General features: G+C 68.1%; 14 protein-coding genes, 1 tRNA gene and 1 pseudogene. 11 read left to right on the plus strand and 5 right to left on the minus strand.

What is annotated here, in order from left to right:
* Positions 1 to 57: 57 nt before the first annotated feature.
* From hfq to ACQ86G_RS15305, 8 genes and pseudogenes are all read left to right on the plus strand, one after another.
* The gene (hfq, locus tag ACQ86G_RS15270) at positions 58 to 300 is read left to right on the plus strand and encodes an RNA chaperone Hfq (protein ID WP_067275532.1); all 243 of its coding nucleotides are present in this window, start codon (positions 58 to 60) and stop codon (positions 298 to 300) included.
* Between the two features lie 6 nt (positions 301 to 306).
* Positions 307 to 1668 (plus strand): GTPase HflX, encoded by a 1362-nt coding sequence (gene hflX, locus ACQ86G_RS15275; protein WP_431261300.1) that lies wholly within the window; start codon positions 307 to 309, stop codon positions 1666 to 1668.
* 53 nt (positions 1669 to 1721) lie between these two features.
* Complete coding sequence (gene hflK / locus ACQ86G_RS15280; RefSeq protein ID WP_431261301.1) at positions 1722 to 2999, plus strand: FtsH protease activity modulator HflK; 1278 nt, start codon at positions 1722 to 1724, stop codon at positions 2997 to 2999.
* 19 nt (positions 3000 to 3018) lie between these two features.
* Positions 3019 to 3927, plus strand: a complete 909-nt coding sequence (hflC, locus tag ACQ86G_RS15285; RefSeq protein WP_431261302.1) for a protease modulator HflC — start codon at positions 3019 to 3021, stop codon at positions 3925 to 3927.
* A gap of 86 nt (positions 3928 to 4013) precedes the next feature.
* Positions 4014 to 4199, plus strand: a complete 186-nt coding sequence (locus ACQ86G_RS15290) for a DUF2065 domain-containing protein (protein ID WP_431261303.1) — start codon at positions 4014 to 4016, stop codon at positions 4197 to 4199.
* 187 nt (positions 4200 to 4386) lie between these two features.
* Positions 4387 to 5549: pseudogene (locus ACQ86G_RS15295) on the plus strand (ATP phosphoribosyltransferase regulatory subunit).
* Between the two features lie 52 nt (positions 5550 to 5601).
* Positions 5602 to 6939: an adenylosuccinate synthase gene (locus ACQ86G_RS15300; RefSeq protein ID WP_431261412.1), complete on the plus strand. Its 1338-nt coding sequence runs from the start codon at positions 5602 to 5604 to the stop codon at positions 6937 to 6939.
* 72 nt (positions 6940 to 7011) lie between these two features.
* The gene (locus tag ACQ86G_RS15305) at positions 7012 to 7533 is read left to right on the plus strand and encodes a phosphoribosyltransferase (RefSeq protein WP_067275520.1); all 522 of its coding nucleotides are present in this window, start codon (positions 7012 to 7014) and stop codon (positions 7531 to 7533) included.
* Positions 7534 to 7749: 216 nt separating this feature from the next.
* On the opposite strand, the gene ACQ86G_RS15310 is transcribed toward ACQ86G_RS15305, so the two are convergent.
* Positions 7750 to 7834 (minus strand) — tRNA-Leu (locus ACQ86G_RS15310).
* 183 nt (positions 7835 to 8017) lie between these two features.
* On the opposite strand from ACQ86G_RS15310, the gene rnr reads away from it, so the two are divergent.
* Entirely contained in the window at positions 8018 to 10426 is a 2409-nt protein-coding gene (gene rnr / locus ACQ86G_RS15315; protein ID WP_431261304.1) for a ribonuclease R, read from the plus strand.
* Between the two features lie 126 nt (positions 10427 to 10552).
* On the opposite strand, the gene ACQ86G_RS15320 is transcribed toward rnr, so the two are convergent.
* The 4 genes from ACQ86G_RS15320 to ACQ86G_RS15335 are packed head-to-tail and all read right to left on the minus strand — an operon-like array spanning position 10553 to position 14715.
* Complete coding sequence (locus tag ACQ86G_RS15320; protein ID WP_431261413.1) at positions 10553 to 11650, minus strand: NAD(P)H-hydrate dehydratase; 1098 nt, start codon at positions 11648 to 11650, stop codon at positions 10553 to 10555.
* Positions 11533 to 12099: an NAD(P)H-hydrate epimerase gene (locus ACQ86G_RS15325; RefSeq protein WP_431256159.1), complete on the minus strand. Its 567-nt coding sequence runs from the start codon at positions 12097 to 12099 to the stop codon at positions 11533 to 11535. The genes ACQ86G_RS15320 and ACQ86G_RS15325 overlap by 118 nt, the downstream gene beginning before the upstream one ends.
* A 41-nt stretch (positions 12100 to 12140) precedes the next feature.
* Positions 12141 to 13346 carry an FAD-dependent oxidoreductase gene (locus tag ACQ86G_RS15330; RefSeq protein WP_431256160.1) on the minus strand — a complete coding sequence of 402 codons (1206 nt, stop codon included), beginning with the start codon at positions 13344 to 13346 and terminating at the stop codon, positions 12141 to 12143.
* Position 13347: 1 nt separating this feature from the next.
* Positions 13348 to 14715 (minus strand): amidase, encoded by a 1368-nt coding sequence (locus tag ACQ86G_RS15335; protein ID WP_431256161.1) that lies wholly within the window; start codon positions 14713 to 14715, stop codon positions 13348 to 13350.
* A 199-nt stretch (positions 14716 to 14914) separates the two neighbouring features.
* On the opposite strand from ACQ86G_RS15335, the gene rpsB reads away from it, so the two are divergent.
* A complete protein-coding gene (gene rpsB, locus ACQ86G_RS15340; protein ID WP_331614126.1) occupies positions 14915 to 15661 on the plus strand; it encodes a 30S ribosomal protein S2 in 747 nt (248 codons plus the stop codon).
* 130 nt (positions 15662 to 15791) lie between these two features.
* A complete protein-coding gene (tsf, locus tag ACQ86G_RS15345; protein ID WP_331614127.1) occupies positions 15792 to 16688 on the plus strand; it encodes a translation elongation factor Ts in 897 nt (298 codons plus the stop codon).
* Positions 16689 to 16754: the final 66 nt, after the last annotated feature.

Here is a 16754-nt window from a genome sequence, read left to right on the forward strand (position 1 = left end):
CCGGTGCTGTGATAAGGTGTGGCATTCCAACACCTCACTTCCAACACGGAGAATATCGTGAGCAACAAAGGACAACTCTTGCAAGACCCTTTCCTGAACCTGCTGCGCAAGGAGCATGTTCCTGTGAGCATCTATCTCGTGAACGGCATCAAGTTGCAAGGCCATATCGAGTCCTTTGACCAGTACGTGGTGCTGCTGCGCAATACGGTGACGCAGATGGTCTACAAGCACGCCATCTCGACGGTGGTTCCGGGCCGTGCGGTGAACTTCCACACCGGCGAGAGCAACGACGCCAGCTGAAGCTGATTGACCACTCCAGACCCCACCCATTCGACGCCGCCCTCCGAGGCGGCGCGTGCCATTCTGGTGGGGGTCGATCTGGGCCGCGGCGAGGCCTTCGACCCCACCCTCGACGAACTCGCGCTGCTGGCCGAATCGGCCGGTGACACCCCCGTCGCCCGGGTCGTCGCCCGGCGCAAGGCGCCCGACGCGGCGCTGTTCATCGGTTCCGGCAAGGCCGACGAGATCAAGCTGATGGTGCAGGCGCTCGGCGCCCACGCCGTGCTCTTCGACCAGGCCATCTCTCCCGCCCAGCAACGCAACCTCGAACGTCATCTCGGCGTGCCCGTGGCCGACCGCACCGCGCTGATCCTGGAGATCTTCGCGGCGCGCGCGCAGAGCTTCGAGGGCAAGCTGCAGGTGGAACTCGCGCGGCTGCAGTACCTCGCCACGCGCCTGGTGCGCCGGTGGAGCCATCTGGAGCGTCAGAGCGGCGGCATCGGCATGCGCGGCGGCCCCGGCGAGCGGCAGATCGAGCTGGACCGCCGGATGATCGACGACCGCATCAAGTCGATCAAGGAACGCCTCAAGAAGGTCCAGAAGCAGCGTGCCACGCAGCGCCGCGCCCGCGCGCGCAACGGCGTGTTCCGCGTCTCGCTGGTGGGGTACACTAACGCCGGCAAGAGCACGCTGTTCAATGCGCTGACCAAGGCCAAGGCCTATGCGGCCAACCAGCTCTTCGCCACGCTCGACACGACGACCCGTTCGCTCTATCTCGAAGAGGCGGGGACCAGCGTGTCGCTGTCCGACACCGTCGGCTTCATCCGCGACCTGCCGCACAAGCTGGTCGAGGCGTTCAAGGCGACGCTGCAGGAGGCCGCCGATGCCGACCTGCTGCTGCATGTCGTGGACGCCGCCAGCCCGGTGCTGGCCGAACAGATGGAGGAGGTGGAGCGGGTGCTCGCCGAGATCGGCGCGCAGCACATCCCGCAGATCCTCGTCTACAACAAGCTCGACCTGCTCGAGGACAACCAGCGTCCCCGTCAGCTGCAGGACTGGCTGACGCGCGTCGGCGGCGAGCACGGCGGTCAACGCCTGCCGCGGATCTTCGTCAGCGCGGTGAAGGGCGAAGGCCTGGACGAGCTGCGCACGATGATCGCGTCGCTGATGCAGGCCGCGCCGGTGCCCGAGTACGCGGGTCAGGAAACGGACCAGGATGTCGACCAGCACGCCGAGCACGATATCGAGCAGGACTCGGACCTCGCGGGCGAGGACGGCTTGACCGATGTCGACGGAAGGGACGACCTCAACGAGGGCGACTTGAACCCTCGGGACCCGCCCCAAGATCGTTCGGACCCGCAGGATCATCCGCAGGGACGCACAGGCTGAGGCCGTACGCCAATGCCCGATACTTGCAACAAGACTTCCTCATCAGGATGCGTATGAATCAAGACGATCGCATGTCCGTCGCCGGTGGCGGACGTGACCCGCGGGGTGGAGCCGGCAGCCTGCGCCGCCGGCTGGGCCTGTGGATGAGCAATGGCCGCAATGAAGGCCCGCCCGACCTGGACGAGCTGTGGCGCGATTTCAATCGCAAGCTGTCGCGCCTGTTCGGCGGTCGCGGCGGCAATGACGGCAACGGTCCGTCGGGCAACGGCGGCGGCAACCAGCCGCCCGACATGCGCGGCGCCGGCATCGGCGTGGCGCTGGTGATCGGCGTGGTGCTGCTCGGCTGGCTGGCCAGCGGCGTGTTCATCGTCCAGGAAGGCCAGCGTGGCGTGATCACCTCGTTCGGCAAGTACAGCCGCACGGTGGACGCCGGCATCCAGTACCGCCTGCCGTATCCGTTCCAGGCGCACGAGGTCGTCTCGTTCACGCAGCTGCAGACGGTCGAGATCGGCCGCAACTCGGTCGGCCAGGCCACGGGCCTGCGCGACTCGTCGATGCTGACGCAGGACGAGAACATCATCGACGTCCGCTTCACCGTGCAATACCGGTTGAAGGATGCGCGCGACTACCTGTTCGAGAACTTCAACACCGACGAGGCCGTCAGCCAGGCGTCCGAATCGGCGGTGCGCGAGATCGTCGGCCGCAGCAATACCGACGCGGTGCTCTACGAGCAGCGCGACGCGATCGCCAACGACCTGGTGAAGTCGATCCAGACGCAGCTCGACCGGCTCAAGACCGGCATCGAGGTGGTCAACGTCAACCTCAGCAGCGTGCAGCCGCCCGAGCAGGTGCAGGCCGCCTTCGACGACGCGTTCCGCGCGACCGCCGACCGCGAGCGTCTGAAGAACGAGGGCGAGGCCTACGCCAACGACGTGATCCCGCGCGCCCAGGGCCAGGCGGCCCGCCTGCGCGAGGATGCCGAGGCCTACCGCGCCCGGGTCGTCTCGTTCGCCGACGGTGACGCGCAGCGCTTCAAGTCGGTGCTGGCCGAGTACCAGAAGGCGCCGGCCGTCACGCGCGACCGCCTCTACATCGACACGATGCAGCAGGTCTATTCGCGGGTCACCAAGGTGATGGTGGACGCCAAGAGCGGTTCCAACCTGCTGTACCTGCCGCTGGACAAGCTGATGCAGCAGACGTCGGGCACGGTCACGACGACGGCCCCCACCCCGGTGCTGCCCACCGAGACGACGCCGAGCAGCCCGTCGTCGCTGAGTACCGATCCGCGTTCGCGCGACGCCATGCGCAGTCGCGATCGCGACGGCCGTTGATCGAGGGGAGCCCACAACAATGAATCGCATCGTCTCCGTCGTCGTCGGTCTGCTGATCCTGTTCATGATCGCCAGCTCGACGCTGTTCGTCGTCGACCAGCGCCAGTTCGCGGTCGTCTATTCGCTCGGTGAGATCAAGGAAGTGATCACCGAACCCGGCCTGAAGTTCAAGCTGCCCCCGCCGCTGCAGAACGTGGTCTTCCTGGACCGCAGAGTGCAGACGCTGGATGCGGCCGATCCGCGCCCGATCTTCACCGCCGAGAAGAAGAGCCTGGTCATCGACTGGCTGGTGAAGTGGCGCATCGTCGATTCGCGCCAGTACATCCGCAACAGTGGCACGCAGTTGCGCAGCCTGGAAACGCGCCTCAGCCCGATCGTGCAGAACGCGCTGAACGAGGAAGTGACCAAGCGCACCGTCCGCGCGGTGCTGGCCACCGAGCGCGAGAAGGTCATGCAGGACGTGCGCAAGCGCCTCGAGGAAGAAGCCAAGCAGTTCGGCATCGAGATCGTCGACGTGCGCGTCAAGCGCGTGGACTTCGCGGCCAACATCACCGAAGCGGTCTACAACCGGATGAAGTCGGAACGCGCCCGTGTCGCCAACGAACTGCGCTCCACCGGCGCGGCCGAGGGCGAGAAGATCAAGGCCGACGCCGACAAGCAGCGCGAAGTCATCACCGCCGAGGCCTACCGCGACGCGCAGAAGATCATGGGTGAGGGCGACGCCAAGGCGTCGGTCCTGTACTCGGAAGCCTTCGGCCGCGACCCGCAGTTCGCTCAGTTCTACCGTTCGCTGGATGCGTACCAGCGCTCGTTCAAGAACAAGGGCGACGTGATGGTGCTCGATCCTTCGAGCCCCTTCTTCAACGCGATGCGGAATGGCGGCCCGGGCGGCCCTGGCGCCCCGGCGGCTCCCGCACCGAAGAAGTGAACCGGCAGGGGTCGACGACGCGCACGCCGCGTCGCCGGCCTCCGTCATCAGGCTGACCGGCGGCAGCCGGGGAGGGCGGCCTCATCATGGGTGGCGACAAGTGGCTGGCAGCGCTGGCGCTGCTGCTGATCATGGAGGGGCTGATGCCCTTCCTGAACCCCGGCGCCTGGCGTCAGCTGTTCGCCAAACTGTTGGCGATGAGCGACGGCCAGTTGCGATTCCTCGGCCTCGCGAGTCTGGTCTGCGGCGGCGTGCTGCTGATGTTGCTCTGAACGTCGAATCGCCGCTCGAGGCCGTGAGGCATTGCAGCGCACGAGGGACGGCCGGGCTGCGCAGCCTGTCACGAAGCCTCGCTGAATCGTTGGCGAACCCGCGCCGGACCCCTTCCTGAGGGTCTCGGCGGTCGAGCGGCGTCCCGACCCCGGTACAATGCCGTTTTTAACCCCTCCCTGAACGTCCATGGCCTCTGCTTGGCTGCTGCCCGAGCACATTGCTGACGTCCTCCCTCCCAGGCGCGCCGCATCGAAGAACTTCGACGCGAACTCCTGGACATGGCGCGGACCTACGGTTGCGAGCTGGTGATGCCTCCGATGCTGGAGCATCTCGACTCGCTGCTTTCCGGCACCGGTCAGGCGCTGGACCTCAAGACCTTCAAGCTGGTCGACCAACTGTCCGGTCGCAGCCTCGGCCTGCGCGCGGACACGACGCCGCAGGTGGCCCGCATCGACGCTCATCTGCTGAACCGTGCCGGCGTGACACGCCTGTGCTACTGCGGCCCGGTGCTGCATACGCGGGCCGAAGGACTGACCGCGACGCGCGAGCCGCTGCAGTTCGGTGTCGAGATCTACGGACATGCCGGCCTCGAAGCCGATCTGGAAGCGCAAGAACTCGCCATCGACGCGATGCAGCGCGCCGGCGTGACGCGCCTGGTGCTGGACCTCGGCGACGCGCGCCTGGTGCGCGGCGTGCTTGGCGATCACACGCTGGGCGAGGACCGCCTGAACGCCCTGGTGGCCGCGATGGCCGCCAAGGATGCGGCCGGCGTGGCCGCGTTCTCGAACGAATTGCCGGACGACGTCGTCGCCGCGCTGCAAACCCTGCTGCGCCTGTACGGCGGCGTCGAGGTGCTGGCCGACGCGCGCAAGGCGCTGCCGGCCAACGCGCTGGTCACGGCCGCGCTGGATGACCTGGAGTGGCTGATCCGCCACCTGGGCGCCGCGTATCCCGACGTGCGCATCGGCGTCGACCTCGCGGATCTGCCGGGCTTCGGCTACTACAGCGGCGTGCGCTTCGCGCTGTACGCGGAGGGTGGCAGCGATGCGGTCCTGCGCGGCGGCCGCTACGACGAGGTCGGCGCGGTCTTCGGCCGGCGTCGTCCGGCGGTCGGCTTCAGCCTGGACCTGAAGACGCTGGTGGGCCTGATCCCCGCCACGTCGCTGCGGGCCGCGGTGCGCGCCCCGTGGGGCGAGGATCCCGACCTGCGCGCAGCGGTCCGCCGCCTGCGTGAGCAGGGCGAAACCGTGGTCTGCGTCCTGCCGGGCCACGGGCAAGAGAACGACGAATTCGAATGCGACCGCGAGCTGGTGCAGTCCGGCGGTCAATGGGTGCTGCGATCGCTGTGAGCGACGCGATTCGCCCCTCCACCCCCAACCTCCAAATCATCGGATGAACGACATGCAAAGCAGTGAGATCGCGCGCGGGCGCAACGTGGTGGTCGTCGGCACCCAATGGGGCGACGAAGGCAAGGGCAAGGTCGTCGACTGGCTGACTCCGCACGCGCAAGGCGTGGTCCGCTTCCAGGGCGGTCACAACGCCGGCCACACGCTGGTCATCAAGGGCGTGAAGACGGCGCTGCAACTGATCCCGTCGGGCATCATGCGCGACGGCGTCGCCTGCTACATCGGCAACGGCGTGGTGCTGGACCCGACCCACCTGCTGTCGGAGATCGAGCGCCTGGAGAAGGCCGGCGTGGAGGTGCGCTCGCGCCTGTACATCAGCGAGTCCTGCCCGCTGATCATGCCCTTCCACGTCGAGGTCGACCGAGCCCGCGAAGCGCTGCGCGAAAGCAGCGGCAGCGGCAAGATCGGCACGACCGGCAAGGGCATCGGCCCGGCCTATGAAGACAAGGTCGCCCGCCGCGCATTGCGCGTGCAGGACCTGAAGCATCCGGACCGCTTCGCCAAGAAGCTCAAGGAACTGATCGACCTGCACAACGCGGCGCTGACCGGCTACCTGAACTCGAAGGCGCTGGAGTTCCAGCCGATCTTCGACCACGCGATGTCGCTGGCCGACCAGATCAAGCCGATGATGGCCGACGTCGGCTACATGCTGCACAAGGCGCATCAGGCGGGTCAGAACATCCTGTTCGAGGGCGCGCAAGGCACGCTGCTGGACATCGACCACGGCACCTATCCGTACGTGACCTCGAGCAACTGCGTGGCCGGCAACGCCGCCGCAGGCGCCGGCGTGGGTCCGCAGATGCTGCACTACATGCTGGGCATCACGAAGGCGTACGCAACGCGCGTGGGTTCGGGGCCGTTCCCGACCGAGCTGGACTGGGAAACCCCGGGCACCGTGGGTCACCACCTGTCGACGGTCGGCCAGGAGCGCGGCACGGTGACCGGTCGCGCCCGCCGCTGCGGCTGGATCGATGCCGCCGCGTTGAAGCGCTCGATCATCATCAACGGCATCTCCGGCCTGTGCCTGACCAAGCTGGACGTGCTGGACGGCCTGTCCGAGATCAACATCTGCGTGGGCTACGAGCTTGACGGCAAGCAGATCGACATCCTGCCGCTGGACGCGGACGAGATCGTCGCCTGCAAGCCGGTCTACGAAGTCTTCCCCGGCTGGACCGAATCGACCTTCGGCATCACCGAGTGGGACAAGCTGCCGGCCAACGCGCGTTCCTATCTGAAGCGCGTGGAAGAGGTGATCGGCGCGCCGATCGCCATGGTGTCCACCGGCCCCGACCGCGACCACACCATCCTGCTGCAGCATCCGTTCCAGGGTTGAGCGACCGCTCGCGCCCTGTCGTTTTCCGTCTTATCCAGACCTGACCCCATCCATCGCTGAGGAGCCTCCCCCATGTTGACCGACGACGGCAAACATCTGTACGTGTCGTGGGATGAATACCACCTGTTGATCGAACGCCTGGCGCTGAAGGTGCATGCCTCCGGCTGGGAGTTCGACCAGATCCTGTGCCTGGCGCGTGGCGGGATGCGTCCCGGCGATGTGCTGTCGCGGGTGTTCGACAAGCCGCTGGGCATCATGTCGACGAGCTCGTACCGCGCGGAAGCGGGCACGATCCAGGGACGTCTGGACATCGCCAAGTACATCACCATGCCCAAGGGTGAGCTGGCTGGCCGCGTGCTGCTGGTGGATGACCTGGCGGATTCGGGCGTGACGCTGAAGGCGGTGGTGGAGCGGCTGCGCGGCATGCCGTCGATCAGCGAGCTGCGTTCGGCCGTGATCTGGACGAAGAGCGTCTCGGAATACACCCCGGACTACTACGTCGAAATGCTGGAAACCAGCCCGTGGATCCATCAGCCGTTCGAAGACTACGACGCGCTGCGACCGGATGCGCTGGCGAAGAAGTTCGCGATCTGATGAGGGAAGGGCTGACGACTGTCAGCCCTTTTTGTTTGTGCGGTCCGCCGGTTCGCGCGGCTCGCTGTCATCGCAGGAGAGGACTCGGTCACGCAAGCGCGACCCCGGTTTGGACCTCACGGTCCAAACCATTCGAGTCCTCCCGTGATGTCCCCCGGACATCACTTCCTGGGCATCAGAATGAGAAAAGCCGGCTGGAAGCCGGCTTTTCGAATATGGTGCCCAGGAGAGGACTCGAACCTCCACGGAGTTACCCGCTAGTACCTGAAACTAGTGCGTCTACCAATTCCGCCACCTGGGCAAGGTCAGAAGCCTGCTTCTCGCGAAACCCAGCTCAAGCCTCTTCATGAAGAACTTCTTGAAGTATTCTTGAGCCTCGGTTTCTCGAAACACAGAAATGCTTCTGCGTTTCAGGAAAGACAAGGATTCTACTATCAAAAACTTCAAGAATGCAAGCCCCCAGGGCGCTCAGAACGCGCAGCTGATGGGGGAGATCGAAGGCACGGTGCAGGGTCACCGCGACGGGCACGGTTTCCTGATGCCCGACGATGGTCAACCGGACGTTTATCTGTCCTCGCAGGAGATGCACGCCGTCATGCACGGCGACCGCCTGCGGGTGCGCATCGTGCGCCACGACAAGCGCAACCGTCCCGAAGGCCGCGTGCTCGAGATCCTCGAACGCCGCAAGAAGCCGATCATCGGCCGTCTGCTGCTCGAGTCCGGCATCTGGCTCGTCGCCCCTGAAGACAAGCGCTACGGCCAGGACATCCTGGTCCCGAAGAACGCGATCGCCAACGCGACCGCGGGCCAGATCGTCGCCGTCGAGCTGACCGAGCCGCCGTCGCTGTATTCGCAGCCCGTGGGTCGCGTGACCGAGGTGCTGGGCGAGATCGACGACCCCGGCATGGAGATCGAGATCGCCGTGCGCAAGTACGAGGTGCCGCACGCGTTCAGCGCCGACACGTTGTCGCAGGCGGCGAAGCTGCCCGACAAGGTCCGCGCGGTCGACATGAAGCATCGCATCGACCTGCGCGACGTCGCGCTGGTGACGATCGACGGCGAGGATGCCCGCGATTTCGACGACGCGGTCTACTGCGAGCCCCACAAGCAGGGCCGGGGCAAGACGGCGTTCCAGGGCTGGCGGTTGCTGGTCGCGATCGCCGACGTCAGCCACTACGTGAAGCCCGGCGAGGCGCTCGATCGCGACGCCTACGAGCGCGCGACCTCGGTCTACTTCCCCAGACGCGTCATCCCGATGCTGCCGGAGAAGTTGTCGAACGGCCTGTGCTCGCTGAACCCCGAGCAGGACCGCCTGTCCATGGTCTGCGACATGCTGGTCAGCGAGTCTGGCGAGGTGCACGCCTACCAGTTCTATCCGGCGGTCATCAATTCGCATGCGCGCTTCACCTACACCGAGGTGGCGGCGATCCTCGGCAACACGCATGGTCCCGAGGCGCACAAGCGCAAGACGCTCGTGCCGCACCTGCTGCACCTGCACGAGGTCTACCGCGCGCTGCTGTCCCAACGCGCGAAGCGCGGCGCGATCGACTTCGAGACCACCGAGACCCAGATCGTCTGCGACGACAACGGCCGCATCGAGAAGATCGTGCCGCGCACCCGCAACGAGGCGCACCGCCTGATCGAGGAGGCGATGCTCGCCGCCAACGTCTGCGCGGCCGACTTCATCGCGGGCGGCAAGCATGCGTCGCTGTACCGCGTCCACGAAGGTCCGACGCCCGAGAAGCGCACCACGCTGCAGGCCTACCTGCGCGCGCTGGGCATCGGCATGGGCATCAGCGACGATCCGTCCCCGGGCGAATACCAGGCGATCGCTCAGGCGACCAAGGACCGTCCCGACGCGCAGCAGATCCACACGATGCTGCTGCGCTCGATGCAGCAGGCGATCTACACGCCGGCCAACGAGGGCCACTTCGGCCTCGCGTACCAGGCCTACACGCACTTCACCAGCCCGATCCGGCGTTATCCGGACCTGCTGGTGCATCGCGTGATCAAGGCGCTGCTCGCGACGAAGAAGTACGCGCTCGACGCGCACAAGATGACGGCCGCGAACCCGATGCCCAAGCGGCCGGGCAAGCCCGCGTCGAAGGCGCCGAGTCCGGCCTCCGCGTCGACCGAGGCGGAACGCTGGGAAGTCGTCGGCGCGCACTGCAGCGCCAACGAGCGCCGTGCCGACGAGGCGTCGCGCGACGTCGAGGCCTGGTTGAAGTGCCGCTTCATGCGCGATCACCTGGGCGAGGAATTCGCCGGCACGGTGAGCGCGGTGACGAGCTTCGGCTTGTTCGTGCAACTGGACGCGCTGTATGTCGAAGGCCTGATCCACATCACCGAACTGGGCGGCGAGTACTTCCGTTTCGACGAGGTCCGCCAGGAGTTGCGCGGCGAGCGCACCGGCATCCGCTACGCCACCGGCGCGCGCGTGCAGGTGCAGGTGAGCCGTGTCGACCTGGATGGTCGAAAGATCGACTTCCGGATGGTGCGCGACGGTGACGAGCAGCGCCTGCTGCGCGGTGCCCATCGCGACAAGTTCGGCGATCGCCGTGGCGGCGATGGCAAGGGGCCGGCGAGGAAGCAGGACAAGCGGGCCGAGCAGCGCGCGCGTCGCGAAGCCGCAGCCGCCCCGGCGGCGACGGTTGAGCCGATGCCGCAACCGCAGCCTGATCCGCCGACGGCGGTCGACGCGCTCGAGCGCATCGAGCAGGCCGACCGCGTGCTGAAGGCCGAGCGCCGCAAGTCGGAGCGCGCGACGAAGGGTGCTTCCACGCATCCGGTCAAGGCGGTCAAGCGCACGGCGCGCAGCGCGACGAAGTCCGTCGCGGCGAAGGGCAGCGGCGCGCCCGCGGCCAAGACGACGCGGCGCAAGCGCGGCGCATGAGTGGCGCGTGATCGCGTCCTGACCGGCCTCGATCGCCCTGTCGATCGGGGTTCCGGCGGGGCGCGTTGAAGCAGGGTCTGGTCATGCCAGGCCCTTCGTGTTTCTGGCGAATGCGCTTGTCGGCGTTCAGGCAGAAGGGGCGTGCAGCGCGGCCATCGCGTCGATCAAGTCCGCGGCGAGCCGCGGTCCGGCATGGCCCTCGGCAGCTGCGCCGTGCCAGGCCGTGGCAGTGCAGGCGAGGTCATGCGGCGCGATGCCTGGCGATTGCGCCCAGAGCCCGCCGATCCAGCCGGCGAGCACATCGCCGGTGCCCGCGGTGGCCAGCGCCGATGAACCGGTGCCGTTGATCGACGGGCGTCGCTCCGGCGTGACGACGACACTGCCGGAGCCCTTGAGCACGACGGTGGCCGAGAAGCGGCGCGCCAACTGCGTCGCGGCGTCGAGGCGATCGGCCTGCACGTCCGCCGCGGAGGGCAGGCCGAGGAGCCGGGCGGCTTCCAGCGGATGCGGCGTGAGGATCGTGGGCCAACCGTGCGCGGCTCGGCGGCGCAGTGCGTGCTGCAATGTCTCGTCGGCGGCGACGAGGTTCAAGGCGTCGGCATCGAGCACGACGCGTGTCGCACCGTGCAGCACGGTGGACAGCGCCGATGCGATCGCCGTGCCGCCGCCGCATCCGCAGACCGCGACGATGTCCCGCCAGGTGTCCGGCGAGGCGCTCCAGCGCGCCGCGTCCCAATGCATCAACTCCGGTCGGGCCGGCCAGGGTTGGCCGTCGTCGTCCGGCAGCGCCGCATACACGCGACCCGCGCCGGCGGCCAGGGCGGAGGTCGCGGCCAGCCACGCGGCGCCGCGCATCGTCGGTGCGCCGCCCAGGACGACGACGTCGCCGTTGCGCCCCTTGTGGCTCGATGCGGAGCGGGCGAATGCACGCTGCCACTGCGCGATTCGCCCGGCGCCGAAGAGCAGGGCAGGGCTGTTGCTGTCGTCGTTGGGTTCGCGGTCGCCGCAGAGGTCGTCGACCGACGTGCCGAGATCGTCGAACCAGACGCGTCCTGCGAGCGCCCGGCCTTCTCCGGTGAACAGCCCGGTCTTCAGCGTCAGGAAGGTCAAGGTGTGGTGGGCGCGGACGACGTCGGCGCCCAGTGCCCGGCCGGTGCGCACGTCCAGGCCGCTGGGGACGTCGACGGCCAGTACCGTGGCACCCGCATCGCGCCGCAGGTCGATGGCCTGGATGGCTGAAGCGAAAGCGCTGTCGGGGCTCGGCTGGCGCCGAGGCCGAGCAGGGCGTCGAGGACGAGGTCGGTCGATCGAGGCAGCGGCTGTGCATCGGCATGCAGGCGCAGGCCGGCTCGCCGGGCGGCGTCGAGCGCATGCGCGGCATCGCTGCCCGGCTGGGGTGAGGCGCCGATCAGGAGCGCGTCCACCGTCCATCCGCGGGCCGCCAGGTGGCGGGCCGCGATGAGGCCGTCCCCGCCGTTGTTGCCGGGGCCGGCGAATACGGTGGCATGCCGGCCGAACGGCTGCAGCGCCAGGGCGAGGCGGGCGACCGCCAGTCCGGCGCGCTCGATCAGCGTGTGCGGCGGATGCTGAGACAGTGCGGCCGACTCGATGCGACGGGTCGACGGCGCGTCATGCAGGGGGCGATCGTGGGAGGTGGGCAGGACCGGCAGCATGCCGCCGACTCTATCCCGGTCTCAGTTGTCCCGGCCCCGGTTCACTTGAGCCGTCCCGGCTCCAGCAGCGCGGCGTCGATGCCGGGATCCTTCTTCGCGAGCCGCGCCGCGAGCAGTTGCGCCGCGGCGCCGGCCATCGTCCAGCCGTGCTCGCCATGGCCGATGTTGAGCCACACGCCGGGCAGGCCGGATTCGCCGATCAGCGGCAGTTCGTCGGGCAGCAGCAGGCGCGAGGTCTTCCAGCGCTGCTGGCCGCCGGCGAGCAATGCGCCCGGGAACCAGTCATGCGCGGCCTGGTGCAGCGTGCCCATCGACTGGCCGTCCGGCTGTGCCGACGAGCCGCCGAGTTCGTTCGCGCCGCCGACGCGCACGCGCTGGCCGAGACGCGTCAGGCTCACGCCCAGGCTCATGTCGATGACGGTCGCGCGCGGGCCCAGGTCCGGATGCGCCTCCAGCATGCGCAACGGCGCGGTCAGCGTGTGCGTGTGGACGGTGCCCCAAGGCAGTTTCAGTCCCTGCGCGGCGAGCAGCGGCGCGGCGCCCTTGCCGGCGCAGACGAGCACCGCATCGACGCGCAGGGGTTCGCGTGCCGCCACGTGGACGGCCGGCTGGCTGCCCGGTTCGATGCGCAGCACGTCGGTGTTGAAGTTCCACTGGACGCCGAGCCGCTGTGCCTCCAGCTTCAGCGCCTGGCTGAACTGGCGCGCGTTGGCCGCTTCGTCCTGTGGCAGCAGGATGCCGCCGTGCAGGCCGGTCTCGCCGTTGAGCCCGGGTTCCTGCGCGCGGCAGCCGTCGGCATCGAGCTCGCGATGCGGCACCTGCCGCTCCTGCAGCCGTGCCAGCAGTGACGCCGCGGCCTTGTAGTCCTTCGCGGTCCGCCACAGCAGCAGCACGCCCGCCTCGCGCTCGACCTCCATCTTCAGCTCTCGCCGCCACACCGCCATGACGGCCTGCCCGCGCAACGCGAGCGCATGCAGCGATTCCGGCAGTGCCTGCATGCCGCGTGTCCGGCCGGCGCGCCAGTGCGCGAACTTCCAGCCGAGCTGGCCGGGCTTGCCGCGCCACGTCAGCGGCGTGTCCGGCCGTGCGGCCATCAGGCCCGGCGCGATCAGCCCCGGCGGCGCGAAGCTCGCGCCGGTGGCGACGCTGGTGTCGCGTTCGAAGACATGGACCTCATGGCCCTGCAGCGCGAGTTCGTAGGCGCTGGTGACGCCGGCCAGGCCGGCTCCGATGATGGCGATCCGCATCTCAGCGGATCCCCGTGTCGAGGGCTGTCTGGAGTGCCGTCTCGACGCGCGACGCGGCGCCCAGCACGGCACGATCGTGCATCGCGGGCGCCCACAGCATCAGGCCGACCGGCAGCTCGCCGGGGTGTCCGCACGGGATCGAGATCGCGCAGCCGTCGAGCAGGTTCACGACGGCGGTGTTGCGCAGCAGGCGCGCGTTGGTGGCGAAAAACAGGTCGTCGCTGGACAGCAAGGGGGCGATCTCCGGGGCTTGGAGGGGAACGGTGGGGCTGAGGAAGACGTCGATGCCGGACATCTCCGTCGTCATGTCGTTGATCCAACGGCGGCGGGCATCGAGCAGCGCCTGGTAGGTCGCGGGAAGGATGGCTTCCCCGCGGCGGATGCGCATCGCGACGCGCGGGTCGTAGCGGTCGCCGCGTTCGGCGAGGCGCGCATGGTGCCATGCCCAGGCCTCGGCGGCGGTGATGCCGCCCTGCGTTTGCAGTTCCGCCACACGGGGCAGGGCGGGCAGCGCGCGCTCCTCGATGCGGGCGCCGGCCGCGCGCAGCGCCGCGAGCGCGCGTTCGAACGCGGCGGCCACGGCGGGCTCGAGCTCGTCCTGCATGAAGGTCGGCGTGATCGCGTAGCGCCATGCCGACAAGGGGCGTTCGTCCAGCTCGACCGGCGTGCCGCTGAGCACCCCGTGCAGCAACGCCGCGTCCCGCACCGAGCGCGTGATCGCGCCGGCGGTGTCCAGCGAGGGCGCCAGCGGCACGCAGCCGTCGAGCGGCACCCACCGCGCCGTGCTCTTGAAGCCGACCAGCCCCTGCAGCGCGGCCGGGATGCGCAGCGACCCGCCGGTATCCGATCCGAGGGCTGCCCACGCGGCGCCCGTCGCGACGCTGACCGCGCCGCCGGAAGTCGATCCGCCGGGGATGCGGTCCAGGCCGTCGATCGCGTGTGTCACCGGATTCCGGGGCGTGCCGTGGTGCGGATTGATGCCGACGCCGGAGAAGGCGAACTCGCTGAGGTTGGTATGGCCCATCAGCGCGGCGCCGGCGGCGCGCAGCCGGGCGACGGCGGGGGCGTCGCTCGTGGCGGCCGGCGCGTCGTCCATCGCGGCAGAGGCAGCGGTCGTCGGGTGTCCGGCGACGTCGAACAGGTCCTTGACGGACACCGCCAGACCGCCGAGCGCGAGGCGGGGCTCGCCGCGTTCGGCAGCCGCATCCGAAGCCTCGGCGGCCGCGCGGGCGGACTCGTCGAAGCGGCGCAGGTACACGTGCTCGCACGCGGCGCCGTCGGCGTGCGCCAGGCTTTCAGACAGCAGGGTGCGCGCCGATTGCCGGCCCAGGCGCAGAGAGGCGAGCGCCTCGGTCAGGTCGATCGGCATGCAAAAACGGGTTATACTCGTTGGGTTTTTCCCGGATAAGCCAGCCGTTGGGGCTGGAGTCCGGTGGAGAGCGCGGTCGATGAACGGTTCAAGCTGTCCATCCATCGCAAATTCGCGAGTCCGGCTAATCGAGGTGTTGCAACGTCTTTCAGGCGTCGCAATTCGTGCCGGATTCTAGAACCAACCTTCGGAGTTACTTATGTCCGTCACGATGCGTGAGATGCTGGAAGCCGGCGTCCATTTCGGTCACCAAACCCGCTTCTGGAATCCCAAGATGGCCCCGTATATCTACGGCCATCGCAACAAGATCCACATCATCAACCTCGAGAAGACGCTGCCCGCGTTCGAGGAAGCCCTGAAGTTCGTGCGCCAGCTGTCCGCCAAGCGCGGCACGATCCTGATGGTCGGCACCAAGCGCCAGGCCCGCGACATCGTCGCCGCCGAAGCTGAGCGCGCCGGCGTCCCGAGCGTCAACCAGCGTTGGCTGGGCGGCACGCTGACCAACTTCAAGACGGTCAAGACCTCGCTGAAGCGCCTGAAGGACATGCAGGCCCAGATCGACGCCGGCACCCAGCCCGCGATCAAGAAGGAAGCCCTGATGTTCGCCCGCGACATCAACAAGCTCGAGAAGAACATCGGCGGCATCCAGGACATGGCCGCGCTGCCGGACGCCCTGTTCGTCATCGACGTCGGCTACCACAAGATCGCCATCCTGGAAGCCAAGAAGCTGGGCATCCCGGTCATCGGCGTCGTGGACACCAACCACTCGCCGGTCGGCATCGACTACGTCATCCCGGGCAACGACGACTCGGCCAAGGCTGTCGCCCTGTACGCCAAGGCTGTCGCCGACGCCGTGCTGGAAGGCCGCGCCAACTCGTCGAACGAAGTCGTCACGGCCGTCGCCGCTGAAGGCGACGAATTCGTCGAAGTGAACGAAGGCGCCTGATCCAGGCCCTGACCCTCGACGGGTTCTGACAAGGGGGCTGATTCAGCCCCCTTCGTCCAAGTAGAGTCCAAGCAGATTCAGATTTTCAGCGGTGCCGGAGCGTTCCGGGCCGCGATCAACGGAGATTGAAATGGCAGCAATTACCGCAAGCATGGTCGCCGAGCTGCGCGCCCGCACCGACTCCCCGATGATGGAGTGCAAGAAGGCGCTGACCGAAGCCGACGGCGACATGACCCGCGCCGAAGAGATCCTGCGCGTCAAGCTGGGCAGCAAGGCCGGCAAGGCCGCCTCGCGCGTCACCGCCGAAGGCGTCGTCGCCGCGGCCGTGAAGGGCAACGCCGGCGCGCTGATCGAAGTCAACTGCGAAACCGACTTCGTGTCGAAGAACGACGCCTTCCTGGCCTTCGTGAACGCGCTGGCCGGCCTGATCGTCGACAGCAACCCCGCCGACATCGCCGCCCTGTCCGCCCTGCCGCTGTCGCAGGAAGGTTTCGGCCCGACGGTCGAGGACGTGCGCGCCGGCCTGATCGGCAAGATCGGCGAGAACATGACGATCCGCCGCTTCAAGCGCTACGAAGGCGCCAAGCTGGCCTCCTACCTGCACGGCACCCGCATCGGCGTGATGGTCGAGTTCGACGGTGACGAAGTCGCCGCCAAGGACGTCGCGATGCACGTCGCCGCGATGAAGCCGGCCGCGCTGTCGTCCGCCGAAGTCCCGGCCGAGCTGGTCGAGAAGGAACGCAAGATCGCCGCCGAGAAGGCCGCCGAGTCCGGCAAGCCGGCCGAGATCGTCGCCAAGATGGTCGAAGGCTCGGTGCAGAAGTTCCTGAAGGAAGTCTCGCTGCAGGACCAGGTCTTCGTGAAGGCCGCCGATGGCAAGCAGACCGTCGCCCAGATGCTGAAGGACAAGGCCACGACGGTGAAGTCGTTCACCCTGTACGTGGTGGGCGAAGGCATCGAGAAGAAGGTCGACGACTTCGCCGCCGAAGTGGCTGCCCAGGTGGCGGCTGCCAGCAAGCAGCAATAAGCGTCGCGACTCAAAAGGGCGCCTCTGGCGCCCTTTACACTTGTGCGCTTGCGCATGCAGGCGCAC

The organism is Roseateles chitinivorans (genome assembly GCF_050632145.1).
Lineage (GTDB): Bacteria > Pseudomonadota > Gammaproteobacteria > Burkholderiales > Burkholderiaceae_C > Roseateles > Roseateles chitinivorans_B.

Excerpts from the sequence above, each read along its gene's own strand:
- hflK (WP_431261301.1), top strand. The coding sequence starts at position 1,722 with ATGAATCAAGACGATCGCATGTCCGTCGCCGGTGGCGGACGTGACCCG.
- hflC (WP_431261302.1), top strand. The coding sequence starts at position 3,019 with ATGAATCGCATCGTCTCCGTCGTCGTCGGTCTGCTGATCCTGTTCATG.
- ACQ86G_RS15290 (WP_431261303.1), top strand. The coding sequence starts at position 4,014 with ATGGGTGGCGACAAGTGGCTGGCAGCGCTGGCGCTGCTGCTGATCATG.
- ACQ86G_RS15300 (WP_431261412.1), top strand. The coding sequence starts at position 5,602 with ATGCAAAGCAGTGAGATCGCGCGCGGGCGCAACGTGGTGGTCGTCGGC.
- ACQ86G_RS15305 (WP_067275520.1), top strand. The coding sequence starts at position 7,012 with ATGTTGACCGACGACGGCAAACATCTGTACGTGTCGTGGGATGAATAC.
- rnr (WP_431261304.1), top strand. The coding sequence starts at position 8,018 with ATGGGGGAGATCGAAGGCACGGTGCAGGGTCACCGCGACGGGCACGGT.
- ACQ86G_RS15325 (WP_431256159.1), bottom strand. The coding sequence starts at position 12,099 with ATGCTGCCGGTCCTGCCCACCTCCCACGATCGCCCCCTGCATGACGCG.
- ACQ86G_RS15330 (WP_431256160.1), bottom strand. The coding sequence starts at position 13,346 with ATGCGGATCGCCATCATCGGAGCCGGCCTGGCCGGCGTCACCAGCGCC.
- ACQ86G_RS15335 (WP_431256161.1), bottom strand. The coding sequence starts at position 14,715 with ATGCCGATCGACCTGACCGAGGCGCTCGCCTCTCTGCGCCTGGGCCGG.
- rpsB (WP_331614126.1), top strand. The coding sequence starts at position 14,915 with ATGTCCGTCACGATGCGTGAGATGCTGGAAGCCGGCGTCCATTTCGGT.
- tsf (WP_331614127.1), top strand. The coding sequence starts at position 15,792 with ATGGCAGCAATTACCGCAAGCATGGTCGCCGAGCTGCGCGCCCGCACC.